This is a genomic window from Streptomyces sp. NPDC102406, assembly GCF_044765725.1.
In the GTDB taxonomy this organism is placed as follows: domain Bacteria; phylum Actinomycetota; class Actinomycetes; order Streptomycetales; family Streptomycetaceae; genus Streptomyces.
Map to the genome: position 1 here is coordinate 1067619 of NZ_JBIWKP010000001.1, position 20281 is coordinate 1087899.

Here is a 20281-nt window from a genome sequence, read left to right on the forward strand (position 1 = left end):
CGGTGAATCTACGTCGTTCCAGAACGCTCGGTCAATATCGTTCCTAGGCGGCCCGCACCTCGTGGACCCCGATCGTGACCGTCTCGTCGTCGAGGCAGCGCCCTGTCTCCAGGTCGAAACGCTGCTTCAGCAGGGGGGACGCCACGAACGGGCGGCCCTGCGCCGAACCGAGCAGCCCGCGTGAGAGCACCGCCGCCCCGGTGAACGGGTCCGTGTTGTCCACCGCGTACAAGCGGCCCGCGCGGTCGAGGAAGACCGCCGCCTGCCGGCCGTCCGGGAGCAGGGCCCCCACCCCGCGCCCCGGGGTCAGGCGCTCCAGGCCGCAGACCGTGAACCAGTCGCCGTCCACGGCGAGTTGGACCAGGAGGGAAGCCTTCTCGGGGGCGATCGTCGTCATAGTCATCGGACAGCCAGTCCTTCCAGGGGGATCAGCGGGAGTTCGGGCTTGATCTGGTCGCGCTCGGGGACGAAGCGGACCGTCGGGTCGGGGGTGTCGGGGGCGTTGACGAAGGAGACGAAGCGGGCCAGGCGCTCCGGGTCCTCGATGGTCTCGGACCACTCGTCGCGGTAGTGCGCGACGTGCGCCGCCATCAGGGCCTCCAGCTCGTCGCAGAGGCCGAGCGAGTCGCGCACGACGACGTCCCGCACGTGGTCGAGGCCGCCGTCGATCCGGTCGATCCAGGCCGCCGTGCGCTCCAGCCGGTCGGCGGTGCGGATGTAGAACATCAGGAACCGGTCGATCAGCCGGATCAGCTCGGCGTCGCTCAAGTCCTGTGCCAGCAGGTCGGCGTGACGGGGCGTCATGCCGCCGTTGCCGCCCACGTACAGGTTCCAGCCGTTGGCGGTGGCGATGACGCCGAAGTCCTTCGACTGGGCCTCGGCGCACTCGCGGGCGCACCCGGAGACCGCCGACTTCAGCTTGTGGGGTGCCCGCAGACCGCGGTAGCGCAGCTCCAGATCGATCGCCATGCGCACCGAGTCCTGCACGCCGTAGCGGCACCACGTCTGCCCTACGCACGACTTCACGGTGCGCAGCGACTTGCCGTACGCGTGCCCGGACTCGAAGCCTGCGTCCACCAGACGCGCCCAGATCAGGGGCAGTTGGTCGACGCGCGCCCCGAAGAGGTCGATGCGCTGACCACCCGTGATCTTCGTGTACAGGTTGAAGTCCCGGGCGACCTCGCCGATCACGATGAGCTTCTCCGGGGTGATCTCGCCGCCCGGGATACGCGGCACGACCGAGTACGAGCCGTTCTTCTGGAGGTTGGCGAGGAAGTGGTCGTTGGTGTCCTGGAGCGCCGACTGCTCGCCCTCCAGGACGTAGCCGTCCGCTCCGATCGTCGGGGCCAGCGAGGCGATGATGGAGCCGACGGTCGGCTTGCAGACCTCGCAGCCCTCACCGCCGCGCGCCTCCTCGCGCCCGTGCTCGTCGAGCAGCCGCGCGTACGTCGTGATCCGCTTGACGCGCACGATCTCGTACAGCTCCTGGCGGGTGAGCCCGAAGCAGCCGCACAGCCCCTCGTCACCGGACTTCGGCAGGAGCTGACCGATGAGCTTGACGCAACTGCCGCAGCCCGTACCGGCCTTGGTGCACTTCTTCACCTCGGGCAGCGAGGTGTGCTCGCAGATCTCGCCCTTGGTGACGTTGTGGCACGAGCAGATGACGGCGTCGGCGGGCAGCGCCTCCGGGCCGAGCTGCGCCGGGGCGCCCGCGCCCGCGGGCAGCACCAGTTGCTCCGGGGCGAGCGGCGGCACGGTGCCGGTCAGCGCGCGCAGCGTCCCGTACGCCTCGGCGTCGCCGACGAGGATGCCGCCGAGCAGCTCGCCCTCACTGCCGATGACCAGCTTCTTGTATGTGCCCGAACGCGAGTCGGAGTAGACGACGTCGAGGCAGCCCTCGGCCGTGCCGTGGGCGTCGCCGAAGGAGGCCACGTCGACGCCGAGCAGCTTCAGCTTGGTGGAGAGGTCGGCGCCGTCGAACCCGGCGGACTCCTCCTCGGCGATGGCGGCGGCGGCCGTGACAGCCATCTCGTAGCCGGGCGCCACCAGGCCGTACACCCGGCCGTCGGCGGCCAGCGCGCACTCACCGATCGCGAAGACCGCCGGGTCGCTGGTGCGGCAGTGCTCGTCGACGGCGACACCGCCGCGCTCGCCCACCGTCAGGCCCATGTCGCGGGCGAGCTGGTCGCGCGGCCTGACACCCGCCGAGAAGACGACGAGGTCGGTCGCGAGCTCCGAGCCGTCCGACAGCTTCATGCCCGACACCGCGTCGCCGCGCTCCGGATCGGCCACGATCTCCTGCGTGCCGACCCCGGTGTGGACGGACAGGCCCATGTCGGTGATGGTTCGCAGCAGCGCCGCGCCGCCGCCCTCGTCGACCTGGACGGGCATCAGGCGGGGCGCGAACTCCACGATGTGGGTCGTCAGGCCGAGACCCTGGAGCGCGCCCGCCGCCTCCAGGCCGAGCAGGCCGCCGCCGACGACGGCGCCGACGGTCGCGTGGTTCTTCGCGTACTCCTCGATCGCGTACAGGTCCTCGATCGTGCGGTACACGAAGCAGCCCGTCGCGTCCTTGCCGGGGACCGGCGGCACGAACGGGTACGAGCCCGTGGCCAGCACCAGCGCGTCGTAGCCGACCGTGAGGCCCGAGCGGGCGGTCACGGTGCGGGCGGCGCGGTCGACGGTCACGGCCGGGTCGCCGAGGTGCAGCTCGATGCCGTGCTTCTCGATGAACTCCGGGTCCGTCATGGACAGCTCCTCGGGTGTCGTGCCCGAGAAGTACGAGGTGAGGTGGACGCGGTCGTAGGCGGGCCGGGGCTCCTCGCACAGGACGACCACACGGTGCGTCTGCGTGAGGCCGCGCTCGGCCGCCGCTTCGAGGAAGCGCTGGCCGACCATGCCGTGGCCGACGAGGACGAGAGTGGGGGCTGAGGTCGCCATGTCAGTGGCCTCCGTCGTTGGTGAGCAGGTGGAGCAGCGGCGCGCCGTCGTCGGCGGGCAGCGCTTCGTCGGACTCCCAGGCGTGCGCCAGCGCGCCGACACCGCCGAGGGCGCCGACCAGCACCCCGCCGACCAGCCGGTCGCCGCGCACGACGACCCTGCGGTAGGTGCCGCGTGTCGCGTCCGCGAGCTGGACGACGTCGTCCCCGGGCAGCGGTTCCGTCTCGCCGAACGCGGCGAGGTCGAGCGGGTCCGCCGTGTGCGGCAGCGTGAGCCGGGTCAGGACGCGGGTTCCGGTGTACTTCCGCGTGGGGCCCGTGGTCCCCTCCGCGGTGAGCAGGTCGGCCAGGGCGTCGGCCTGGTCCATGGCCGGGGTGGCGAGACCGTAGACCGTGCCGTCGTGCTGGGCGCAGTCGCCGATCGCGTGGATGTGCGGGTCGCTGGTGCGCAGCTCGTCGTCGACGACGATGCCCTTGCGCACGTCCAGGCCGGCCGCGCCCGCGAGGCCCGTCCTGGGCCGTGCGCCGCAGGCGAGGACCGTGACATCGGTGCCGAGCACGTATCCGTCGTGCAGTTCCACGCGGCGTACGCGCCCGTCGACGACGCCGACGGCCCGCACCCGGCACTCGGTGTGGATCTCGACGCCGAGCGAGGTGAGGTGCCGGTGCACCAGCGCGGAGGAGCCGGGGTCGAGCTGACGCTCCATCAGCCGCTCGGCCTGCTGCACGAGCACCACCTGGGCGCCGCGCCGGGCGAGCGCGCGGGCCGCCGAGACGCCCAGGAGGCCGCCTCCCACGACGACCGCGCGGGTGCCGCCCTCCTCCCGCACGGCCCGGGACAGCGCCAGGCAGTCGTCCATCGTGCGGAACGCGTGGACGCCGCCGGGCAGTTCGGTCGCCCCGGGCTCGAACAGGCCGCGCAGCGGCGGCAGCACCGGGTTCGACCCGGTGGCCAGGACCAGTGTGTCGTACGCCACCTCGGCCCCGTCCTCGCACTGCACCACGCGCCGGGCGCGGTCGAGGCGGACGGCCCGGGTGCGCAGCCGTGTCCCCGGGGTGGCGGGCAGTTCGATGACATCGGGGCCGTAGCTGCCGGCCAGGACCTCGGCGAGCAGCACCCGGTTGTACGGGGCATGCGGCTCCTCCCCGATCAGCACCGCCCGCTCGCCCAGGCGGCGGGCGAGGTGGGTGCCGGCCAGGCCGGTTCCGATGACGACGACACGATTCATGTCTCGTAGCCTGCGGGGCGGGTGTTTCTCGGTGGCGTCCCGTCGGTTTCCCGGGGGGAACGGTGGGCTCAGCGAGGGGCGGGGGCCGCTGTGAGGGCGCGCGGCCCGCGGCAAGCTCAGGGGAGCCTCAACCTTTCCGGCATCCGTGGACGGCACACGTATCCCGTCCATAGGGTCGTGTACATGCCTGACATCTCCCTGACCTCCGTCGTCGTGCTGTGCCTGGCCGCGCTCGCGGCCGGTTGGGTCGACGCGGTGGTGGGCGGCGGCGGCCTCCTCCTGCTGCCCGCGCTGCTGCTCGGCCTGCCGAACACCGCCCCGGCCGGGTACGCGCTCGGCACCAACAAGGCCGTCGCCCTCGTCGGCACCACCGGCGCCGCCGTCACCTACGCCCGCAAGGCACCCGTCGACGTGCGGCTGGCCGTCCGCATCGGCGTCGCCGCCCTCGCGGGCTCGACGGGCGGGGCGCTGCTCGCCGCGGGCCTGAGCACGGAGGTCCTCAAACCGATCGTGATGGTGGTGCTCGTCGCCGTCGGCGCCTTCGTGATCTTCCGGCCCTCCTTCGGCACGGCCCCGGCGGCGGAGCCCGTCGCACCGCGCCGGGTCCTCGCCGCGATCGGCTTCGCGGGCCTCGGCATCGGCTTCTACGACGGTCTCATCGGCCCCGGCACGGGCACGTTCCTGGTCCTCGCCCTCACCGCCCTCCTCCACCTCGACCTCGTCACGGCCTCCGCCACCGCGAAGATCGTCAACTGCTGCACCAACGCGGGCGCCCTCGCGATGTTCTCCCTCAAGGGCACCGTCTACTGGCAGCTCGCCGCACTCATGGCCGTCTTCAACCTGGCGGGCGGGATGGTGGGCGCGCGTACCGCCTTGAAGCGGGGAGCGGGGTTCGTGCGGATCGTCCTGCTCACCGTGGTCTGCGCGCTCGTCCTGAAGATGGCCTATGAGCAGTGGGTGGCCTGAGCGCCGCTCGTCGCGGCCGGGCCCCGCCAGGGCGCCTCAGCGGGCGCCCGTCAGGTGTGCGAACACCACCACGTTGCCCTGGTACCCGGTCCGCCGCGAGTACGGCCCCCCGCACGTGATCACCCGCAGCTCCGCCCGCGGCGCCGCCCCGTACACCCGCTCGTCCGGGAAGCCCTTCGCCGGGTACACCCGCACGGCGTCGACCGTGAACACCGCCACCGAACCGTCCCGCCGGTCGATCTCGACGGTCCGGCCCCGCCGCAGGGACCCCAGGTCGTAGAAGACGGCCGGGCCGACCGCGTTGTCCACGTGGCCCGCGACCACCGCCGTGCCCCGCTCACCCGGCCTGGTCCCGTCCTCGTACCAGCCGGCCAGGTTCTTCCGCTCCGGCGGCGGCACGTCCAGGCTGCCGTTCCGTGCCAGACCGAGCCCCGTCAGGGGCGCGTCCACCCGCAGTGACGGGATGCGGATGCGGTCCGGCGGCGCAGGGGCCATCGGCGCCGCCTCCGCTGCGCCGCGGCCCGTGCCCGGACGGGCCTGGGCGGCGGACGGCTGCGGCGGCGGGCGCCCCTCGGAGCCGCTGGCCAGCAGCCAGGCACCCAGGCCCAGGGCGAGCAGCGTGAACGCCCCTACGGCCAGATTGGCGGGCGCGGTCGTGGCGGTGCTCCGCACGCCGGTCAGAGCCCGCCGCCCCGCGCCCTGCGGTGCAACAGCCACGTCCCGCACGCCGCGGCGGCAGCCAGCGCCGCCACCCCCGCCGCGATCTGTACGGGGTCCGGGCCGAGCGCGCCCCCGAGCCCCGACCGCACGAGGCCCCGCGGCATCCGCGGACCCGTCGCGCCCGCCTGCGCGAACGACACGATCAGATCGCCCGTCACCCGGGCGCCGCCGGAACAGCGGGCGACGATCTCGTACGTCCCCGGCTGCGCCGACACCGGCACCGCGAACCGGCCCCCGGCCCGCGCGGAGTCCTGGACCGGCGCCAGCGTGAAGGGACCGGGACCGACCGCCCCCGCGTCGACGGAAGCGGTGCCCCGGGCGCCGCAGGCGGTGGTGGTCAGGGTGACCGTGGCGCCCGGGGCCGCCGTCGCCGGGTACACCTCGAGGCCGCCCTGTGCCGCGAGGGCGGGCACCGCCGCGAAGCCGGTGGCTGCCACGGTGAACGCGGCGGCGGTCAGGGATCGGCCTGTGCGCATCGTGCTCGCTCCTTCGCGGACGCCGGGTGCGTCCTGCAAGCACGAGATAAGTCCCTCCCGCATCGGCACGCCTGCCGATACGACGGTTCCTGACGCTCCGTCGACAACATTCGTGCAGGTCAGAATAGGTTGCGGGGAGATGGTCGCGGGGGGCCGCCGGGCGGGTGAACGCCGGCTACCCCGCGGTCGCGCGGGCCAGTCGCACCGCGCACACCTTGAACTCCGGCATCCGTGACGTCGGATCGAGGGCCGGGTTGGTCAAGGTGTTGGCGCGGCCCCGGCCGGGCCAGTGGAACGGCATGAACACCGTGTCCGGGCGGATCGTGGCGGTGATCCGGGCCGGTGCCTCGGCCGCACCGCGCCGCGAGGTGACCGTGACGGCGTCGCCCTCCGCGATGCCCAGCCGTGCGGCCAGGCGCGGGTGCAGCTCCACGAACGGGCCCGGGGCCGCCTTGTTCAGCTCGGCGACGCGGCGGGTCTGCGCCCCCGACTGGTACTGCGCCACGACTCGGCCCGTCGTCAGGTACAGCGGGTACTCCGTGTCGGGCTCCTCGGCCGCGGGCCGGTGCGCCACCGGGACGAAGCGGGCCCTGCCGTCCTGCGTCTCGAACCGGTCGAGGAAGAGGCGGGGCGTGCCCGGGTGGTCGGTGCCGGGGCAGGGCCAGTGCAGGGCCTCGTCCCGGGCGAGACGGGGGTAGGAGATGCCCGCGTAGTCGGCGGGGCCACCGGCCGAGGCGCGGCGGAGCTCGTCGAAGACCTCCTCCGGGTCGGTGGGGAAGCCCTTCTCCAGCTCGGGCGCGAGACGCGTCGTCAGGTCGCGCAGCACGTCGAGGTCGGAGCGGACCCCCGGCGGCGGGGCGAGCGCCCGGCGGCGCAGCAGGACGCGGCCTTCGAGGCTCGTCGTCGTCCCCGTCTCCTCCGCCCACTGCATCACCGGCAGCACCACGTCGGCGAGTTCGGCCGTCTCGGACAGGACGACGTCCGCCACCGCCAGGAAGTCGAGCGAGCGCAGCCGCTCCTCCACGTGCGCGGCGCGGGGCGCCGACACCACCGGGTTCGACCCCATGAGCAGCAGGGAGCGGATGTCCCCGCCGAGCGCGTCCAGGAGTTCGTAGGCCGAGCGTCCCGGGCCGGGGAGCGAGTCCGGGTCCACCCCCCAGACCCCGGCGACGTGGGCGCGGGCCGCCGGGTCCGTCAGCTTGCGGTAGCCGGGGAGCTGGTCCGCCTTCTGGCCGTGTTCACGGCCACCCTGTCCGTTGCCCTGGCCGGTCAGGCAGCCGTAGCCGGACAGGGGCCGCCCGGGGCGGCCGGTGGCCAGGGCCAGGTTGATCCAGGCGCCCACCGTGTCCGTGCCCTTGGACTGCTGCTCGGGTCCGCGGGCCGTGAGCACCATGGCGTGCTCGGGCTCGGTGAACAGCCGCACCGCCTCCCGGAGCTGGGGCAGCGGCACGCCCGTGACCCGCTCCACGTACTCCGGCCAGTGCGCCATCACCGCGGCCCGCGCGGTCTCCCACCCCCGGGTGCGGTCGCGTACGTACTCCTCGTCGACCCGGCCCTCCGCGACCACCAGGTGCAGCATGCCGAGCGCGAGGGCCAGGTCGGTGCCGGGGCGCGGCGCCAGGTGCAGGTCGGCCTGGTCGGCGGTGCGGGTGCGCCGGGGGTCGATGACGATCAGCTTGCCGCCGCGCTCCTTCAGCTCCGTCAGGTAGCGCAGCGCGGGCGGCATCGTCTCGGCCAGGTTCGAGCCGACCAGGATGACGCAGCCCGTGCGCGGGATGTCCTCCAGGGGGAAGGGCAGGCCCCGGTCGAGGCCGAACGCCTTCTGGCCCGCTGCCGCCGCCGACGACATGCAGAACCGCCCGTTGTAGTCGATCTGCGACGTGCGCAGCACCGTGCGGGCGAACTTGCCCAGCGCGTACGCCTTCTCGTTGGTGAGTCCGCCGCCGCCGAAGATCGCGCAGGCGTCCGCGCCGTGGTCGTCGCGGGTGCGGGCCAGGCCCCCGGCGATCGCGTCCAGGGCCGCCTCCCAGGTGGCCGGCTCCAGGTCACCGGCGGCCGACCGGATCAGCGGGGTGGTCAGCCGGGCCCCCGAGGAGAGGACAGCCGCCGCGCTCTGCCCCTTGCCGCACAACGCCCCCCGGTTGACGGGGAACTCCGCCCGGCCCGTGACCGCCACGCCCTCGGCCGACGCGTCCGGCGTGAGCGTCATCCCGCACTGGAGGGCGCAGTACGGGCAGTGCGTGGGCGTGGGCGCCGAAGACACCGAGGGCAGGGAGTGTGCGTGCATGACCGCAAGGGTGCGCGGCTTCTGTTACGCGGCGCGGACGGGCGTGGTTACGCGGGCGGTACGCACATCTCGCAGTGCCCGGGCGGCGGCTGTGAGGTCAGCGGGGCCCTTCCAGCGCCCGGCGCACGCCGTCCTCGCGCGCGCCCAGGAAACGCGGGTCTGGCCGGACCAGCGCGTCGAGCGCCGCCTTGCCCGCCGCCAGCACCTCCCGGGCCCCGCCCGCGTACCAGGTCACGTCGTGCCGCTCGGCCACCCCGACCCCGTACGACGACACGCCGGCCGCCTCGCACAGGGCCACCGCCCGCCGGATGTGGAAGCCCTGGCTGATCAGGACCGCCCGGTCCACCCCGAAGATCTTCCGGGCGCGCACGCACGAGTCCCAGGTGTCGAACCCGGCATAGTCGCTCACCACGGCACGGCCCGGTACGCCGTGCCGGGTCAGGTAGGTGCGCATGGCGTCCGGCTCGTCGTAGTCGGTGCGGCTGTTGTCCCCGGTGACCAGCACCGCGCGGACCCGCCCCGCGCGGTACAGACCGGCCGCCGCGTCGAGGCGGTGCGCCAGGTACGGGGAGGGCTCCCCCTGCCACAGCCCCGCCCCGAACACCACCGCCACGTCGGTGCGCGGCACGTCGGCCACCGGACGCAGCCGGTCCCCGGTCGACACGAACAGCCACGTCGCGGGCAGCAGCGCCAGCACACAGGCCGCCATGACCCCCTGCACCGCGCGCCGGCGGCCCCGGCGGGTACGCGGAAGCCGAAGCGGGCGCGGACGGGACAGGCGCATGAGGACCCCCGGCGGACGACAGACGGTGAGGCGGCGTGCTCACGCAGGGAAAGGACGCCGGAACCGGGCGGACGGTTCGACGCACACCACCCCCACCCGCCCCCTCACTCACGCCGGGACCGCCTCGTGAAGCGTCCGCAACGAGTCGTCATCCCGGCGCAACGGGTCGGCAATCCCCGCCCGGCAGGATCGCTCCATGACGGACGAGTCGGCACACCTCGACGACACGGCAAGCACGGCGGGACTCTTCACCATGATCAGCGAACAGCTCGGCAGCCGGCTCGGCCACGTGGCCAGGCCCGTCCTCCGGACAGGACCGGCGCTCGTCCTCGTGGCGCACGGCAGCCGCGACCCGCGCGCCCTGGCCACCGTCGGCGAACTCGTCGAGCGGATCCGGGAACAGCGCCCGGGACTGACCGTCCGGCTCGCGCACATCGAGCTGAACGAACCGCTCCTGTCCGACGTCCTGGCCGCGCTGGAGCAGGGCGGCCGGGCCGTCCTCGTACCGCTGCTGCTGTCCCGCGGCTACCACGTCAAGCAGGACCTGCCCCGCGCCGCCGAGGCCGCCCCGCACCTGCTCACCCGCGTCGCCGACCCGCTCGGCCCGCACCCCCTCCTCGTCGACGTCCTGCACGAGCGGCTGCGGGAGGCGGGCTGGCCCGGACCGCTCAGCGAGCGTGCACGGCGGCGCGCCGGGGTCGTGCTCGCCGCGTCCGGGTCCCGCGATCCGGAGGCCGCCGTCGACACCCGCCGCGCCGCCGCCCACCTCGCCCTGCGCCTCGGCGTCCCGGTCGTCCCCGCCTACGCCTCCGGCTCCGGCCCCGACGTCGCCACCGCGGTCCGCGCCCTCGCCGCCCGGGGCCGCCACCAAACGGCGCTCGCCTCGTACTTCACGGCACCGGGCCGGTTCGCCACCGAGTCGGCGGCGGCGTTCACCGACGGGCCCGGCATCGTCGCCGCCCCGCTCGGCGCCCACCCGGCACTCGCCCGCCTCGCCCTGCACCGCTACGACAGCGCCCTGCTCACCCCGGCCGCGACCGGCCGGCACCTGGCGTCCGCCTGACCCCACCCGCCGCGCCCCTTTTGTCGGTGCCTGGCTTTAGTGTCGGTGCATGAACACCACGGACGAAGGCTCCGGCACGTACGACGACGCGGACGTCGAGCGCTGGGCCCCCGAGCCCGACAAGCGTCCCGGCCGCACCGCGTTCCAGCGTGACCGGGCCCGCGTCCTGCACTCCTCCGCGCTGCGCAGGCTCGCCGGCAAGACGCAGGTCGTCACCCCCGGCACCCGCAGCCGGCACTGGGACGCCAGCCCCCGCACCCGCCTCACGCACTCCCTGGAATGCGCCCAGGTGGGGCGCGAACTGGGCGCGGCGCTCGGCTGCGACCCCGATCTCGTGGAGACGGCCTGCCTCGCGCACGACATGGGGCACCCGCCGTTCGGGCACAACGGGGAGCAGGCGCTCAACGAAGTGGCGCAGGACTGCGGCGGGTTCGAGGGGAACGCGCAGTCGTTGCGGCTCCTCACCCGCATCGAGCCGAAGCGGTTCGTGCGGTCGCGGGAGAGCGGCGACCTGGTCAGCGTGGGACTCAACCTGACCCGGGCCGCCCTCGACGCCGCCACCAAGTACCCCTGGCCGCGCGGCGAGCACCCGAGCGACCCGGCCTCCACGAAGTTCGGGGTCTACGAGGACGACCGGCCCGTCTTCGACTGGGTCAGGAAAGAGGCGCCCGAGCGCCGCACCTGCTTCGAGGCGCAGGTGATGGACTGGTCCGACGACGTCGCGTACTCGGTGCACGATCTGGAGGACGGCCTGCACGCCGGGCACCTGGACCCCAACGTGCTGCACGCCGAACCCGAGCGCGCCGACGTCTTCACCGTCGCCGTCGGCAGATACGTGCCCGCGGACACCGATCCGGCCGAACTCGCCGCCGCCCTCGACCGTCTCCTCGACCAGCCGTGGTGGCCGCACGGCTACGACGGCACAGCCGTCGCCCAGGCCCGCCTCAAGGACGCCACCAGCCAGCTCATCGGCCGTTTCTGCCTGGCCGCGGAGACCGCGACCCGCGCCCGGTACGGCGCCGGGCCCCTCACCCGCTACGCGGCGGAACTCGTCGTCCCGCGGTCCGCCCGCCTGGAGTGCGCCGTCCTCAAGGCCGTCGCCGACCGGTACGTGATGCAGCGCCCGCAGCAGGAGCGGCTCCGTGCCGACCAGCGGATCGTCGTGGCGGAGCTGGCGCAGGCGCTGACGGCCCGCGCCCCGGACGGCCTCGACCCCCAGTTCCGCGCCCTGTTCGACGACGCGCCCGACGACCGTACGAGGAAGCGCGTCATCGTCGACCAGATCGCCTCCCTGACCGACGCCTCGGCCCGTTCCCTGCACGCACACCTCTCGGCCGACCACTCGGCGTGACGACAGACCCCCGACACGCAGGGGAGAAGCGGGGAAGAAGCAGGGAAAAGGTGCCCTGTTCGGGCCATGCCCCCTTCCCCCATCACGCTGCGTGCGGGACGCTCGCATATGACGGCAGCGCAACGAGGAGGCATCAAGTGGTCGACGCGGACCAGACGTTCGTCATCGTCGGAGGAGGGCTCGCCGGCGCCAAGGCCGCCGAGACGTTCCGCGCGGAGGGCTTCACCGGGCGGGTGATCCTCATCGGTGACGAACGGGACCACCCGTACGAGCGCCCGCCCTTGTCGAAGGGCTACCTCCAGGGCAAGGAGGAACGGGACAGCGTCTTCGTCCACGAACCGGCCTGGTACGCGAGCAACGACATCGAGCTGCACCTCGGCCAGACGGTGACCGCGATCGACCGGGCCGCGCGGACGGTGCGGCTCGGCGACTCCACCACCATCAGCTACGACAAGCTCCTGCTGGCCACCGGCGCCGAACCGCGCCGCCTCGACATCCCCGGCACCGACCTCGTCGGCGTCCACCACCTGCGCCGCCTGGCCCACGCCGACCGCCTGAAGAACGTGCTGGCCGCGCTCGGCCGCGACAACGGCCACCTGGTCGTCGCGGGCGCCGGCTGGATCGGCCTGGAGATCGCCGCCGCAGCCCGCCAGTACGGCGCGGAGGTCACCGTCGTCGAGCCGGAGACGACACCCCTGTACGCGGTGCTCGGCCCCGAGGTCGGCCAGATCTTCACCGAGCTCCACAGCGACCACGGCGTCCGCTTCCACTTCGGCGCCCGGCTCACCGAGATCTCGGGCCAGGACGGCATGGTCCTCGCCGCCCACACCGACGACGGCGAGGAGCACCCGGCACACGACGTGCTCGCCGCGATCGGCGCAGCCCCGCGCACCGGACTCGCCGAGGCCGCCGGGCTCACCCTGGCCGGCCGGGAGCACGGCGGCGGCATCGCCGTCGACGAGTCGCTGCGCACCTGCGACCCCGACATCTACGCCGCGGGGGACGTCGCCGCCCTGCGGCACCCGCTGTTCTCACCCGCCCTCGGCAGCCTGCGCGTCGAGCACTGGGCCAACGCGCTGAACGGCGGCCCGGCGGCGGCCCGCGCCATGCTCGGCAAGGACATCACCTACGACCGCGTGCCCTACTTCTTCTCCGACCAGTACGACCTGGGCCTGGAGTACTCGGGCTGGGCGCCCCCCGGCAGCTACGACCAGGTGGTGCTCCGCGGCAATGTGGGCAAGCGCGAGTTCATCGCCTTCTGGCTGAAGGACGGGCAGGTCCTCGCCGGGATGAACGTGAACGTGTGGGACGTCACGGACCAGATCCAGCGGCTGATCCGCTCGGGGGCGCGGCCCGGCACCGAGCGGCTCTCGGATCCGGCCGTCCCGCTCGGCGAGCTCCTGGAGGAGTGACGGGAGTGTCGGTGGGCCACCGTAGACTTGCCGCGTGGCAGGCAGGATCAACGACGAGGACGTGAAGGCTGTTCGGGACGCGGTCCCGATCGACGCCGTGGTCTCCGAGTACCTGCAACTGCGCAACGCGGGCGGCGGCAACCTGAAGGGCCTGTGCCCCTTCCACGACGAGAAGTCGCCGTCCTTCCAGGTCAGCCCGAGCAAGGGGTTCTTCCACTGCTTCGGCTGCCAGGAGGGCGGCGACACCATCACGTTCGTGATGAAGGTCGACCACCTCACGTTCTCCGAGGCGGTGGAGCGGCTGGCCGCCCAGGCCGGCATCACCCTGCGCTACGAAGAGGGCGGCTACAACCCCTCCCACCAGCGCGGCGAGCGCATCCGCCTGGTCGAGGCGCACAAGGTGGCCGCCCAGTTCTACGCCGAACAGCTCGAATCCCCCGAAGCGGAGATCGGCCGCACGTTCCTCGCCGAACGCGGCTTCGACCAGGCCGCCGCCGCCCACTTCGGCGTCGGCTACAGCCCGGCCGGCTGGGACCACCTGACCCGCTTCCTGCGCGGCAAGGGCTTCAGCGACAAGGAACTCATCCAGTCCGGCCTCTCCCAGGACGGGCGGCGCGGCCCCATCGACCGGTTCCGCGGGCGCCTCATGTGGCCGATCCGCGACATCGGCGGCGACGTCGTCGGCTTCGGCGCCCGCCGCCTGCGCGACGACGACAACGGGCCGAAGTACCTGAACACGCCCGATACGCCGATCTACAAGAAGTCCCAGGTCCTGTACGGCATCGACCTCGCGAAGAAGGAGATCGCCAAGACCTCCCGCGCCGTCGTGGTCGAGGGCTACACGGACGTCATGGCCTGCCACCTGGCCGGGATCACCACCGCCATCGCGACCTGCGGCACCGCGTTCGGCGGCGACCACATCAAGATCCTGCGCCGCCTCCTCATGGACAACGGATCGGCCCGCGTGATCTTCACCTTCGACGGTGACGCGGCGGGCCAGAAGGCGGCCCTGCGCGCCTTCGAGGACGACCAGAAGTTCGCCGCCGAGACCTACATCGCCATCGCGCCGGACAACATGGACCCGTGCGACCTGCGCCTCGCCAAGGGGGACGAGGCGGTCGCCGAGCTGGTCGAGCCGCGTACGCCGCTCTTCGAGTTCGCGCTGCGCCAGATCGTCTCGCGCTACGACCTGGAGACCCCCGCGGGCCGCGCCGCCGCCCTCGACGAGGCCGCGCCGATCGTCGCCCGCATCAAGAACAGCGCCTCGCAGCACGAGGTCGCCGTCCAGCTCGCCGGCATGCTCGGCATCCTCGACACCCAGTTCGTCGTCAAGCGCGTCGCCCAACTCGCCCGCTGGGCCAGGGACCGCGGCGGCAAGGGCCCCGCCCCCGCCGCGGGCCGGGGCCGCCCGCTGCCCGAGGCCGCCGCGCCCGCCCGCGCCTTCGGCGGCCCCGCGCTCACCCTGCGCAACCCGGTCTACGCCACCGAGCGCGAGCTGCTGAAACTTGCCCTCCAGCACCCGCACCTGGTCTCCCCGGCCTTCGACGCGTACGGGATCGACGAGTTCACGGCCGCCCCCTACGCCGCCGTGCGCCAGGCGATCATGGAGGCGGGCGGCGCCGAGCAAGGCCTGGGTGACCCGCACGCCTACCTCGTCCGGGTGCGCGACGCGGCGCCGGACGACGCGGTGCGCGCCATGGTGACCGAGCTGGCCGTCGAGGCCATCCACCGCAAGACCGTCGACGAGGCGTACGCGGGCGAACAGCTCGTCACTGTGCGCAGACGGGCCGTCGAGCGCCGCATCCGCGACGTCCAGGGCACCTTCACCCGCCTCGGCTCCGGCGGCGACCCGGCTCAACTGGCGTCCGTGCAGAACGAGTTGTGGGTACTCCAGCAGTACGACCAGGCGCTGCGCGAGCACGGCGCGGACGCACTCTGACCTCCGCGCCGGTCCCCGGTCGACCCCCTCGGGGCGGGGAGCTCCTCCAGCACGGTAACCGTGCGGTCACGCACCGGACTCAAAAAGTCAACGCACGCCCCTCGTGGCGGCACTGTGTCGTACTCCACACTGGGTTGCGGTGCCTGAGTCCTCGGAGCGCGGCCGGAACCCGGACACCGGGTCCGACACCCCCGCGGTTCCGCTCATCGCGTACGGGACGGACAGCGGCGCGGCCGCCGCTCCCGCCCCCCTGCCGCACGTCTCAGCAGCGATCACCTTGGAGGTCGCCCCCGTGCAGACCCAGACCCTCAGTCAGAGCGACAGCACAGCGCAGGCCCTCGCCGATCCCGGAGGTTCCACCGACGGCGAGGCTCTTCCCACGGTGCCGCCGCAGAGCCGCGCGGCGCACCACCCCGAGGCGGCCACCGCGGCCGAGACGCCGGACGAACCCGAGCCACGCGAGACGGTCGAGCCGCCCGAGCCGGTGCGCGGTGCCCGCACGGACACCGGCAGCCCGTCCTCCGACCTGTTCCGCCAGTACCTGCGCGAGATCGGCCGCATCCCGCTGCTCACCGCGGTCGAGGAGGTGGACCTGGCCCGCCGCGTCGAGGCCGGTCTGTTCGCCGAGGAGAAGCTGGCCCACGCCCCCGACCTGGACTCCCAACTCGCCCTCGACCTCGACAAGTTGGTCGTCATGGGCCGGATGGCCAAGCGCCGCCTGATCGAGGCGAACCTGCGCCTGGTGGTGTCGGTGGCCAAGCGGTACGTGGGCCGCGGCCTGACCATGCTCGACCTGGTCCAGGAAGGAAACCTGGGCCTCATCAGGGCGGTCGAGAAGTTCGACTACGCCCGCGGCTACAAGTTCTCCACGTACGCGACCTGGTGGATCCGGCAGGCCATGAGCCGCGCCCTCGCCGACCAGGCCCGCACCATCCGCGTCCCCGTCCACGTCGTCGAACTCATCAACCGGGTCGTCCGGGTGCAGCGTCGGATGCTCCAGGAGCGCGGCTACGAGCCGACCCCGCAGGAGGTGGGGGCCCACCTGGACCTTCCGCACGAGCGCGTCAGCGAGGTCCTGCGGCTCGCCCAGGAGCCGGTCTCGCTGCACGCCCCGGTCGGCGAGGAGGACGACGTCGCGCTCGGCGACCTCATCGAGGACGGCGACGCGACGAGCCCCGTCGAATCGGCGGCGTTCCTCCTGCTCAGGGAACACCTGGAGGCCGTGCTCTCCACCCTCGGCGAGCGCGAGCGCAAGGTGGTCCAGCTCCGCTACGGCCTCGCCGACGGCCGACCCCGCACGCTGGAGGAGATCGGCCGCATCTTCGGCGTCACCCGCGAGCGGATCCGCCAGATCGAGTCGAAGACCCTGAACAAGCTCAGGGACCACGCCTTCGCGGACCAGCTCCGGGGCTACCTCGACTAGGCGACCTGGTCGAGGTGGTCGGCCTAGTCGACCTCGGCCACCGCCTGCGCGAACTGGGCCTCGTACAGACGCTGGTACGCCCCACCGGCGTCGACCAGGTCGTCGTGCGAGCCCTGCTCCACGATGGCACCGTCCTCCATGACCAGGATCGTGTCGGCATCGCGGATCGTCGAGAGGCGGTGCGCGATGACGAACGAGGTCCGCCCCGCCGCGAGCCGCGCCATGGCCTTCTGGATCAGCACCTCGGTACGGGTGTCGACGGAGCTGGTCGCCTCGTCGAGCACCAGGATCACCGGGTCGGACAGGAAGGCCCGCGCGATGGTGATGAGCTGCTTCTCACCGGCGCTGACCCCGGTGCCCTCGTCGTCGATCACGGTGTCGTAACCGTCGGGCAGCGTGCGGATGAACCGGTCCGCGTGCGCGGCCTTCGCCGCGGCCTCGACCTCCTCGCGGTTGACGTCCTTCGCGGCGCCGTAGGCGATGTTGTCCGCGATGGTCCCGCCGAACAGCCAGGTGTCCTGGAGCACCATGCCGATCCCGGTCCGCAGCTCGTCGCGCTCCATCGTCGCGATGTCGACCCCGTCGAGCGTGATCCGCCCGCCGGTGACCTCGTAGAACCGCAGGAGCAGGTTGACGAGCGTGGTCTTGCCCGCGCCCGTCGGCCCGACGATCGCGACCGTGTGGCCCGGCTCCGCGGTGAGCGACAGGTCCTCGATGAGCGGCTTGTCCTTCTCGTAGCGGAAGGCGACGTGCTCGAACTCGACGTGCCCGCGCAGGTCGGCCGGCTTCTGCCCGGGCACGGGGTCCGCCGACTGCTCCTCGGCATCGAGCAGTTCGAAGATGCGCTCGGCCGAGGCGACCCCCGACTGCACCAGGTTCGCCATCGACGCGACCTGCGTCAGCGGCATCGAGAACTGCCGCGAGTACTGGATGAACGCCTGCACGTCGCCGATGGACAGCGACCCGGACGCCACCCGCAACCCGCCGACCACGGCCACCAGCACATAGTTCAGGTTCGAGATGAAGAACATCAGCGGCTGCATGATGCCGCTGTTGAACTGCGCCTTGAACGACGCCTCGTACAGCGCCTCGTTCTGCTCGGCGAACTGCTCCGCCGACTCCTTCTGCCGCCCGAACACCTTCACCAGGTTGTGGCCGGTGTACATCTCCTCGATGTGCGCGTTCAGCTTGCCGGTGGTCCGCCACTGCTGCACGAACTGCGGCTGCGAACGCTTGCCGACCTTCGCCGCGACGACCACCGACAACGGCACCGTCACCAGCGCGACCAGCGCGAGCAGCCAGGAGATCCAGAACATCATCGCGAGGACACCGACGATGGTCAGCAGCGAGTTGAGCATCTGCCCCATCGTCTGCTGGAGCGTCTGCCCGATGTTGTCGATGTCGTTGGTGGCCCGGCTCAGCACCTCGCCGCGCTTCTGCCGGTCGTAGTACGACAGCGGCAGCCGCGCCAGCTTGCCCTGCATCTCCTTGCGGAGCTGGGAGACCGCGAGGTTGATGACCCGGTTGGCGAGGCGGGTGCCGAGCATCATCGCGAGGCCCGCCACCGCGAACACCGCGAGCGCGATCAGCAGCACCCGTCCGATCGCGTCGAAGTCCACGCCCTGGCCGGGGGTGAAGTCGACGCTGCCGAGCATGTCGGCCATGCCGCCGTCGCCCTTGGCCCGCAGGCCCTCGATGACCTGTTCCTTGGTCTGCCCGGCAGGCAGCCGCCCGCCGATGATCCCGCCGAACAACAGGTCGGTGGCATGGCCGAGGATCTTCGGCCCGACGACCGAGAGCCCGACGCTGACCATGACCGCGCCGAGCACCGCGAACACCGCCGAGCGGTGCGCCGCCATCCGCTTCAGCAGCCGCTTGCCCGACCCTTTGAAATCCATCGACCGCGAACCGGGCGCACCGGCCGCCATCCGCGCCGCCATCGGCCCGCTCATCAGGCGGCCTCCGCTTCCGTGAGCTGGGAGAGAACGATCTCCCGGTAGGTCTCGTTGTCGGCCATCAGTTCGTGATGGCGGCCCTCTCCGACGACCCGGCCCTCGTCGAGGACGATGATCCGGTCCGCGTCGCGGATCGTCGACACCCGCTGGGCGACGATCACCACGGTCGCCTCCGCCGTCTCGGCGCCGAGCGCCCGGCGCAGCGCGGCGTCGGTGGCGTAGTCGAGCGCCGAGAAGGAGTCGTCGAACAGATAGATCTCCGGCCGCTGCACCAGGGTGCGCGCGATGGCCAGGCGCTGGCGCTGACCACCGGAGACGTTCGTCCCGCCCTGCGCGACAGGCGCTTCGAGCCCGCCCTCCAGCTTGCTGACGAACTCCTTGGCCTGCGCCACCTCCAGCGCGTGCCACAGCTCCTCGTCGCTCGCCTCGGGACGCCCGTAGCGCAGGTTCGACGCGACCGTCCCGGAGAAGAGGTACGGCTTCTGCGGCACGAGCCCCACGGTCCGCGCCATGAGCTCGGGATCGATCTCGCGGACGTCCTCCCCGTCGACGTACACGACACCGGCGGTGGTGTCGTACAGCCGCGGCACGAGCCCGAGCAGCGTCGACTTGCCGCTGCCCGTCGAGCCGATGATCGCCGTGGTCTCCCCGGGCCGCGCGACGAGGTCGACACCGCGCAGCACCGGCTCCTCGGCGCCCGGGTAGCCGAAGTCGGCGCCGCGGATCTCCAGATGTCCGTGGCGCCGCAGTGCGCGTACGGACGCCTCGGGGGCCGGCGGCACGACGCTCGACTCGGTGTCGAGCACTTCCTGGATGCGCTCGGCGCACACCTCCGCGCGCGGCACCTGCATGAACATGAAGGTGGCCATCATCACGCTCATCACGATCTGCATGAGGTACGCGAGGAAGGCCGTCAGGTCGCCGATCTGCATGGCCCCGCCGTCGATACGGTGGGCGCCGAACCAGACGACGGCGATCGAGGCGACGTTCACGATCGTCATGACGAACGGGAACATCAGTGCCATGATCCGCCCGGTCGCGAGCGACGTCTCCGTCAGATCGCGGTTCGCCTCACCGAACCGACCCTTCTCGAAGTCGTCGCGGACGAAGGCGCGGATGACGCGGTTGCCGGTGATCTGCTCACGCAGCACCCGGTTCACGGTGTCCAGCTTGACCTGCATGGACCGGAACAGCGGCCGCATCCTGCGGATGATCAGCGACAGCACGATCGCCATGACGGGCAGCACGGCGAGGAGCACGCCCGACAGCGGCACGTCGAGCCCGAGAGCCATGACGACACCGCCGACGCACATGATCGGCGCCGACACCATGAGCGTGAAGGAGAGCAGCGCCAGCATCTGGACCTGCTGCACGTCGTTCGTGGTCCGGGTGATCAGCGAGGGCGCCCCGAACTGGCCGACCTCCCGCGCCGAGAAGGACTGCACACGGTCGAAGACGGTGCCGCGCACATCACGCCCGAGAGCGGCGGCGGTCCGGGCGCCGAAGTACACGGCGCCGGTGTTGCAGACGACCTGGACGACCGTGATGCCGAGCATCAGGGCGCCGAACTCGAGGATGTAGCCGGTGTCGCCGTTGACGACACCGTTGTCGATGATGTCCGCGTTCAGGGTGGGCAGGTACAGCGAGGCACAGGTCTGCAGGAACTGGAGCAGCACCAGCAGCCCGATGGGTTTCTTGTACGGAGCGAGATAGGTCCGCAGAAGTCGTATGAGCACG

15 protein-coding genes are annotated in these 20281 nt (G+C 72.6%); 6 read left to right on the plus strand and 9 right to left on the minus strand.

Annotated features, from left to right (window positions below; genetic code table 11):
- Nucleotides 1-43: 43 nt before the first annotated feature.
- From nirD to ACIRF8_RS04945, 3 genes are read right to left on the minus strand one after another with little or no spacing between them, the layout of a single operon-like run.
- Nucleotides 44-403 (minus strand): nitrite reductase small subunit NirD, encoded by a 360-nt coding sequence (nirD, locus tag ACIRF8_RS04935; protein WP_404210895.1) that lies wholly within the window; start codon nucleotides 401-403, stop codon nucleotides 44-46.
- Entirely contained in the window at nucleotides 400-2940 is a 2541-nt protein-coding gene (gene nirB / locus ACIRF8_RS04940; protein WP_404210897.1) for a nitrite reductase large subunit NirB, read from the minus strand. Before nirB ends, nirD begins: the two co-directional genes overlap by 4 nt.
- Nucleotide 2941: 1 nt before the next feature.
- Entirely contained in the window at nucleotides 2942-4168 is a 1227-nt protein-coding gene (locus tag ACIRF8_RS04945; protein ID WP_404210899.1) for an NAD(P)/FAD-dependent oxidoreductase, read from the minus strand.
- Between the two features lie 183 nt (nucleotides 4169-4351).
- Between ACIRF8_RS04945 and ACIRF8_RS04950 the strand changes: the two genes are divergently transcribed.
- The gene (locus ACIRF8_RS04950; protein ID WP_404210901.1) at nucleotides 4352-5134 is read left to right on the plus strand and encodes a sulfite exporter TauE/SafE family protein; all 783 of its coding nucleotides are present in this window, start codon (nucleotides 4352-4354) and stop codon (nucleotides 5132-5134) included.
- A 36-nt stretch (nucleotides 5135-5170) separates the two neighbouring features.
- Here ACIRF8_RS04950 and ACIRF8_RS04955 read toward each other — a convergent pair whose 3' ends face one another.
- The 4 genes from ACIRF8_RS04955 to ACIRF8_RS04970 form a co-directional block, all read right to left on the minus strand.
- Nucleotides 5171-5806 (minus strand): class F sortase, encoded by a 636-nt coding sequence (locus ACIRF8_RS04955; RefSeq protein WP_404212285.1) that lies wholly within the window; start codon nucleotides 5804-5806, stop codon nucleotides 5171-5173.
- A gap of 5 nt (nucleotides 5807-5811) precedes the next feature.
- Entirely contained in the window at nucleotides 5812-6330 is a 519-nt protein-coding gene (locus ACIRF8_RS04960) for a hypothetical protein (protein WP_404210903.1), read from the minus strand.
- A gap of 175 nt (nucleotides 6331-6505) precedes the next feature.
- Nucleotides 6506-8617 (minus strand): molybdopterin oxidoreductase family protein, encoded by a 2112-nt coding sequence (locus tag ACIRF8_RS04965; RefSeq protein WP_404210905.1) that lies wholly within the window; start codon nucleotides 8615-8617, stop codon nucleotides 6506-6508.
- Nucleotides 8618-8714: 97 nt separating this feature from the next.
- Complete coding sequence (locus tag ACIRF8_RS04970; RefSeq protein WP_404210907.1) at nucleotides 8715-9401, minus strand: vancomycin high temperature exclusion protein; 687 nt, start codon at nucleotides 9399-9401, stop codon at nucleotides 8715-8717.
- A 196-nt stretch (nucleotides 9402-9597) separates the two neighbouring features.
- On the opposite strand from ACIRF8_RS04970, the gene ACIRF8_RS04975 reads away from it, so the two are divergent.
- From ACIRF8_RS04975 to ACIRF8_RS04995, 5 genes are all read left to right on the plus strand, one after another.
- Entirely contained in the window at nucleotides 9598-10464 is an 867-nt protein-coding gene (locus ACIRF8_RS04975) for a sirohydrochlorin chelatase (RefSeq protein ID WP_404210909.1), read from the plus strand.
- A gap of 49 nt (nucleotides 10465-10513) precedes the next feature.
- Nucleotides 10514-11815, plus strand: a complete 1302-nt coding sequence (locus ACIRF8_RS04980) for a deoxyguanosinetriphosphate triphosphohydrolase (RefSeq protein ID WP_404210911.1) — start codon at nucleotides 10514-10516, stop codon at nucleotides 11813-11815.
- 137 nt (nucleotides 11816-11952) lie between these two features.
- Nucleotides 11953-13227, plus strand: coding sequence for an NAD(P)/FAD-dependent oxidoreductase (locus ACIRF8_RS04985; RefSeq protein ID WP_404210913.1), 1275 nt, complete (start codon nucleotides 11953-11955; stop codon nucleotides 13225-13227).
- A gap of 34 nt (nucleotides 13228-13261) precedes the next feature.
- On the plus strand, nucleotides 13262-15166 hold the full coding sequence (gene dnaG, locus ACIRF8_RS04990) for a DNA primase (protein ID WP_404210915.1): 1905 nt from the start codon (nucleotides 13262-13264) through the stop codon (nucleotides 15164-15166).
- A 139-nt stretch (nucleotides 15167-15305) separates the two neighbouring features.
- Nucleotides 15306-16589, plus strand: a complete 1284-nt coding sequence (locus ACIRF8_RS04995; RefSeq protein ID WP_404210917.1) for an RNA polymerase sigma factor — start codon at nucleotides 15306-15308, stop codon at nucleotides 16587-16589.
- 23 nt (nucleotides 16590-16612) lie between these two features.
- Here the strand turns inward: ACIRF8_RS04995 and ACIRF8_RS05000 are convergent, their stop codons facing one another.
- Complete coding sequence (locus tag ACIRF8_RS05000; RefSeq protein WP_404210919.1) at nucleotides 16613-18541, minus strand: ABC transporter ATP-binding protein; 1929 nt, start codon at nucleotides 18539-18541, stop codon at nucleotides 16613-16615.
- Nucleotides 18541-20280, minus strand: a complete 1740-nt coding sequence (locus ACIRF8_RS05005) for an ABC transporter ATP-binding protein (protein ID WP_404210921.1) — start codon at nucleotides 20278-20280, stop codon at nucleotides 18541-18543. The genes ACIRF8_RS05000 and ACIRF8_RS05005 overlap by 1 nt, the downstream gene beginning before the upstream one ends.
- Nucleotide 20281: the final 1 nt, after the last annotated feature.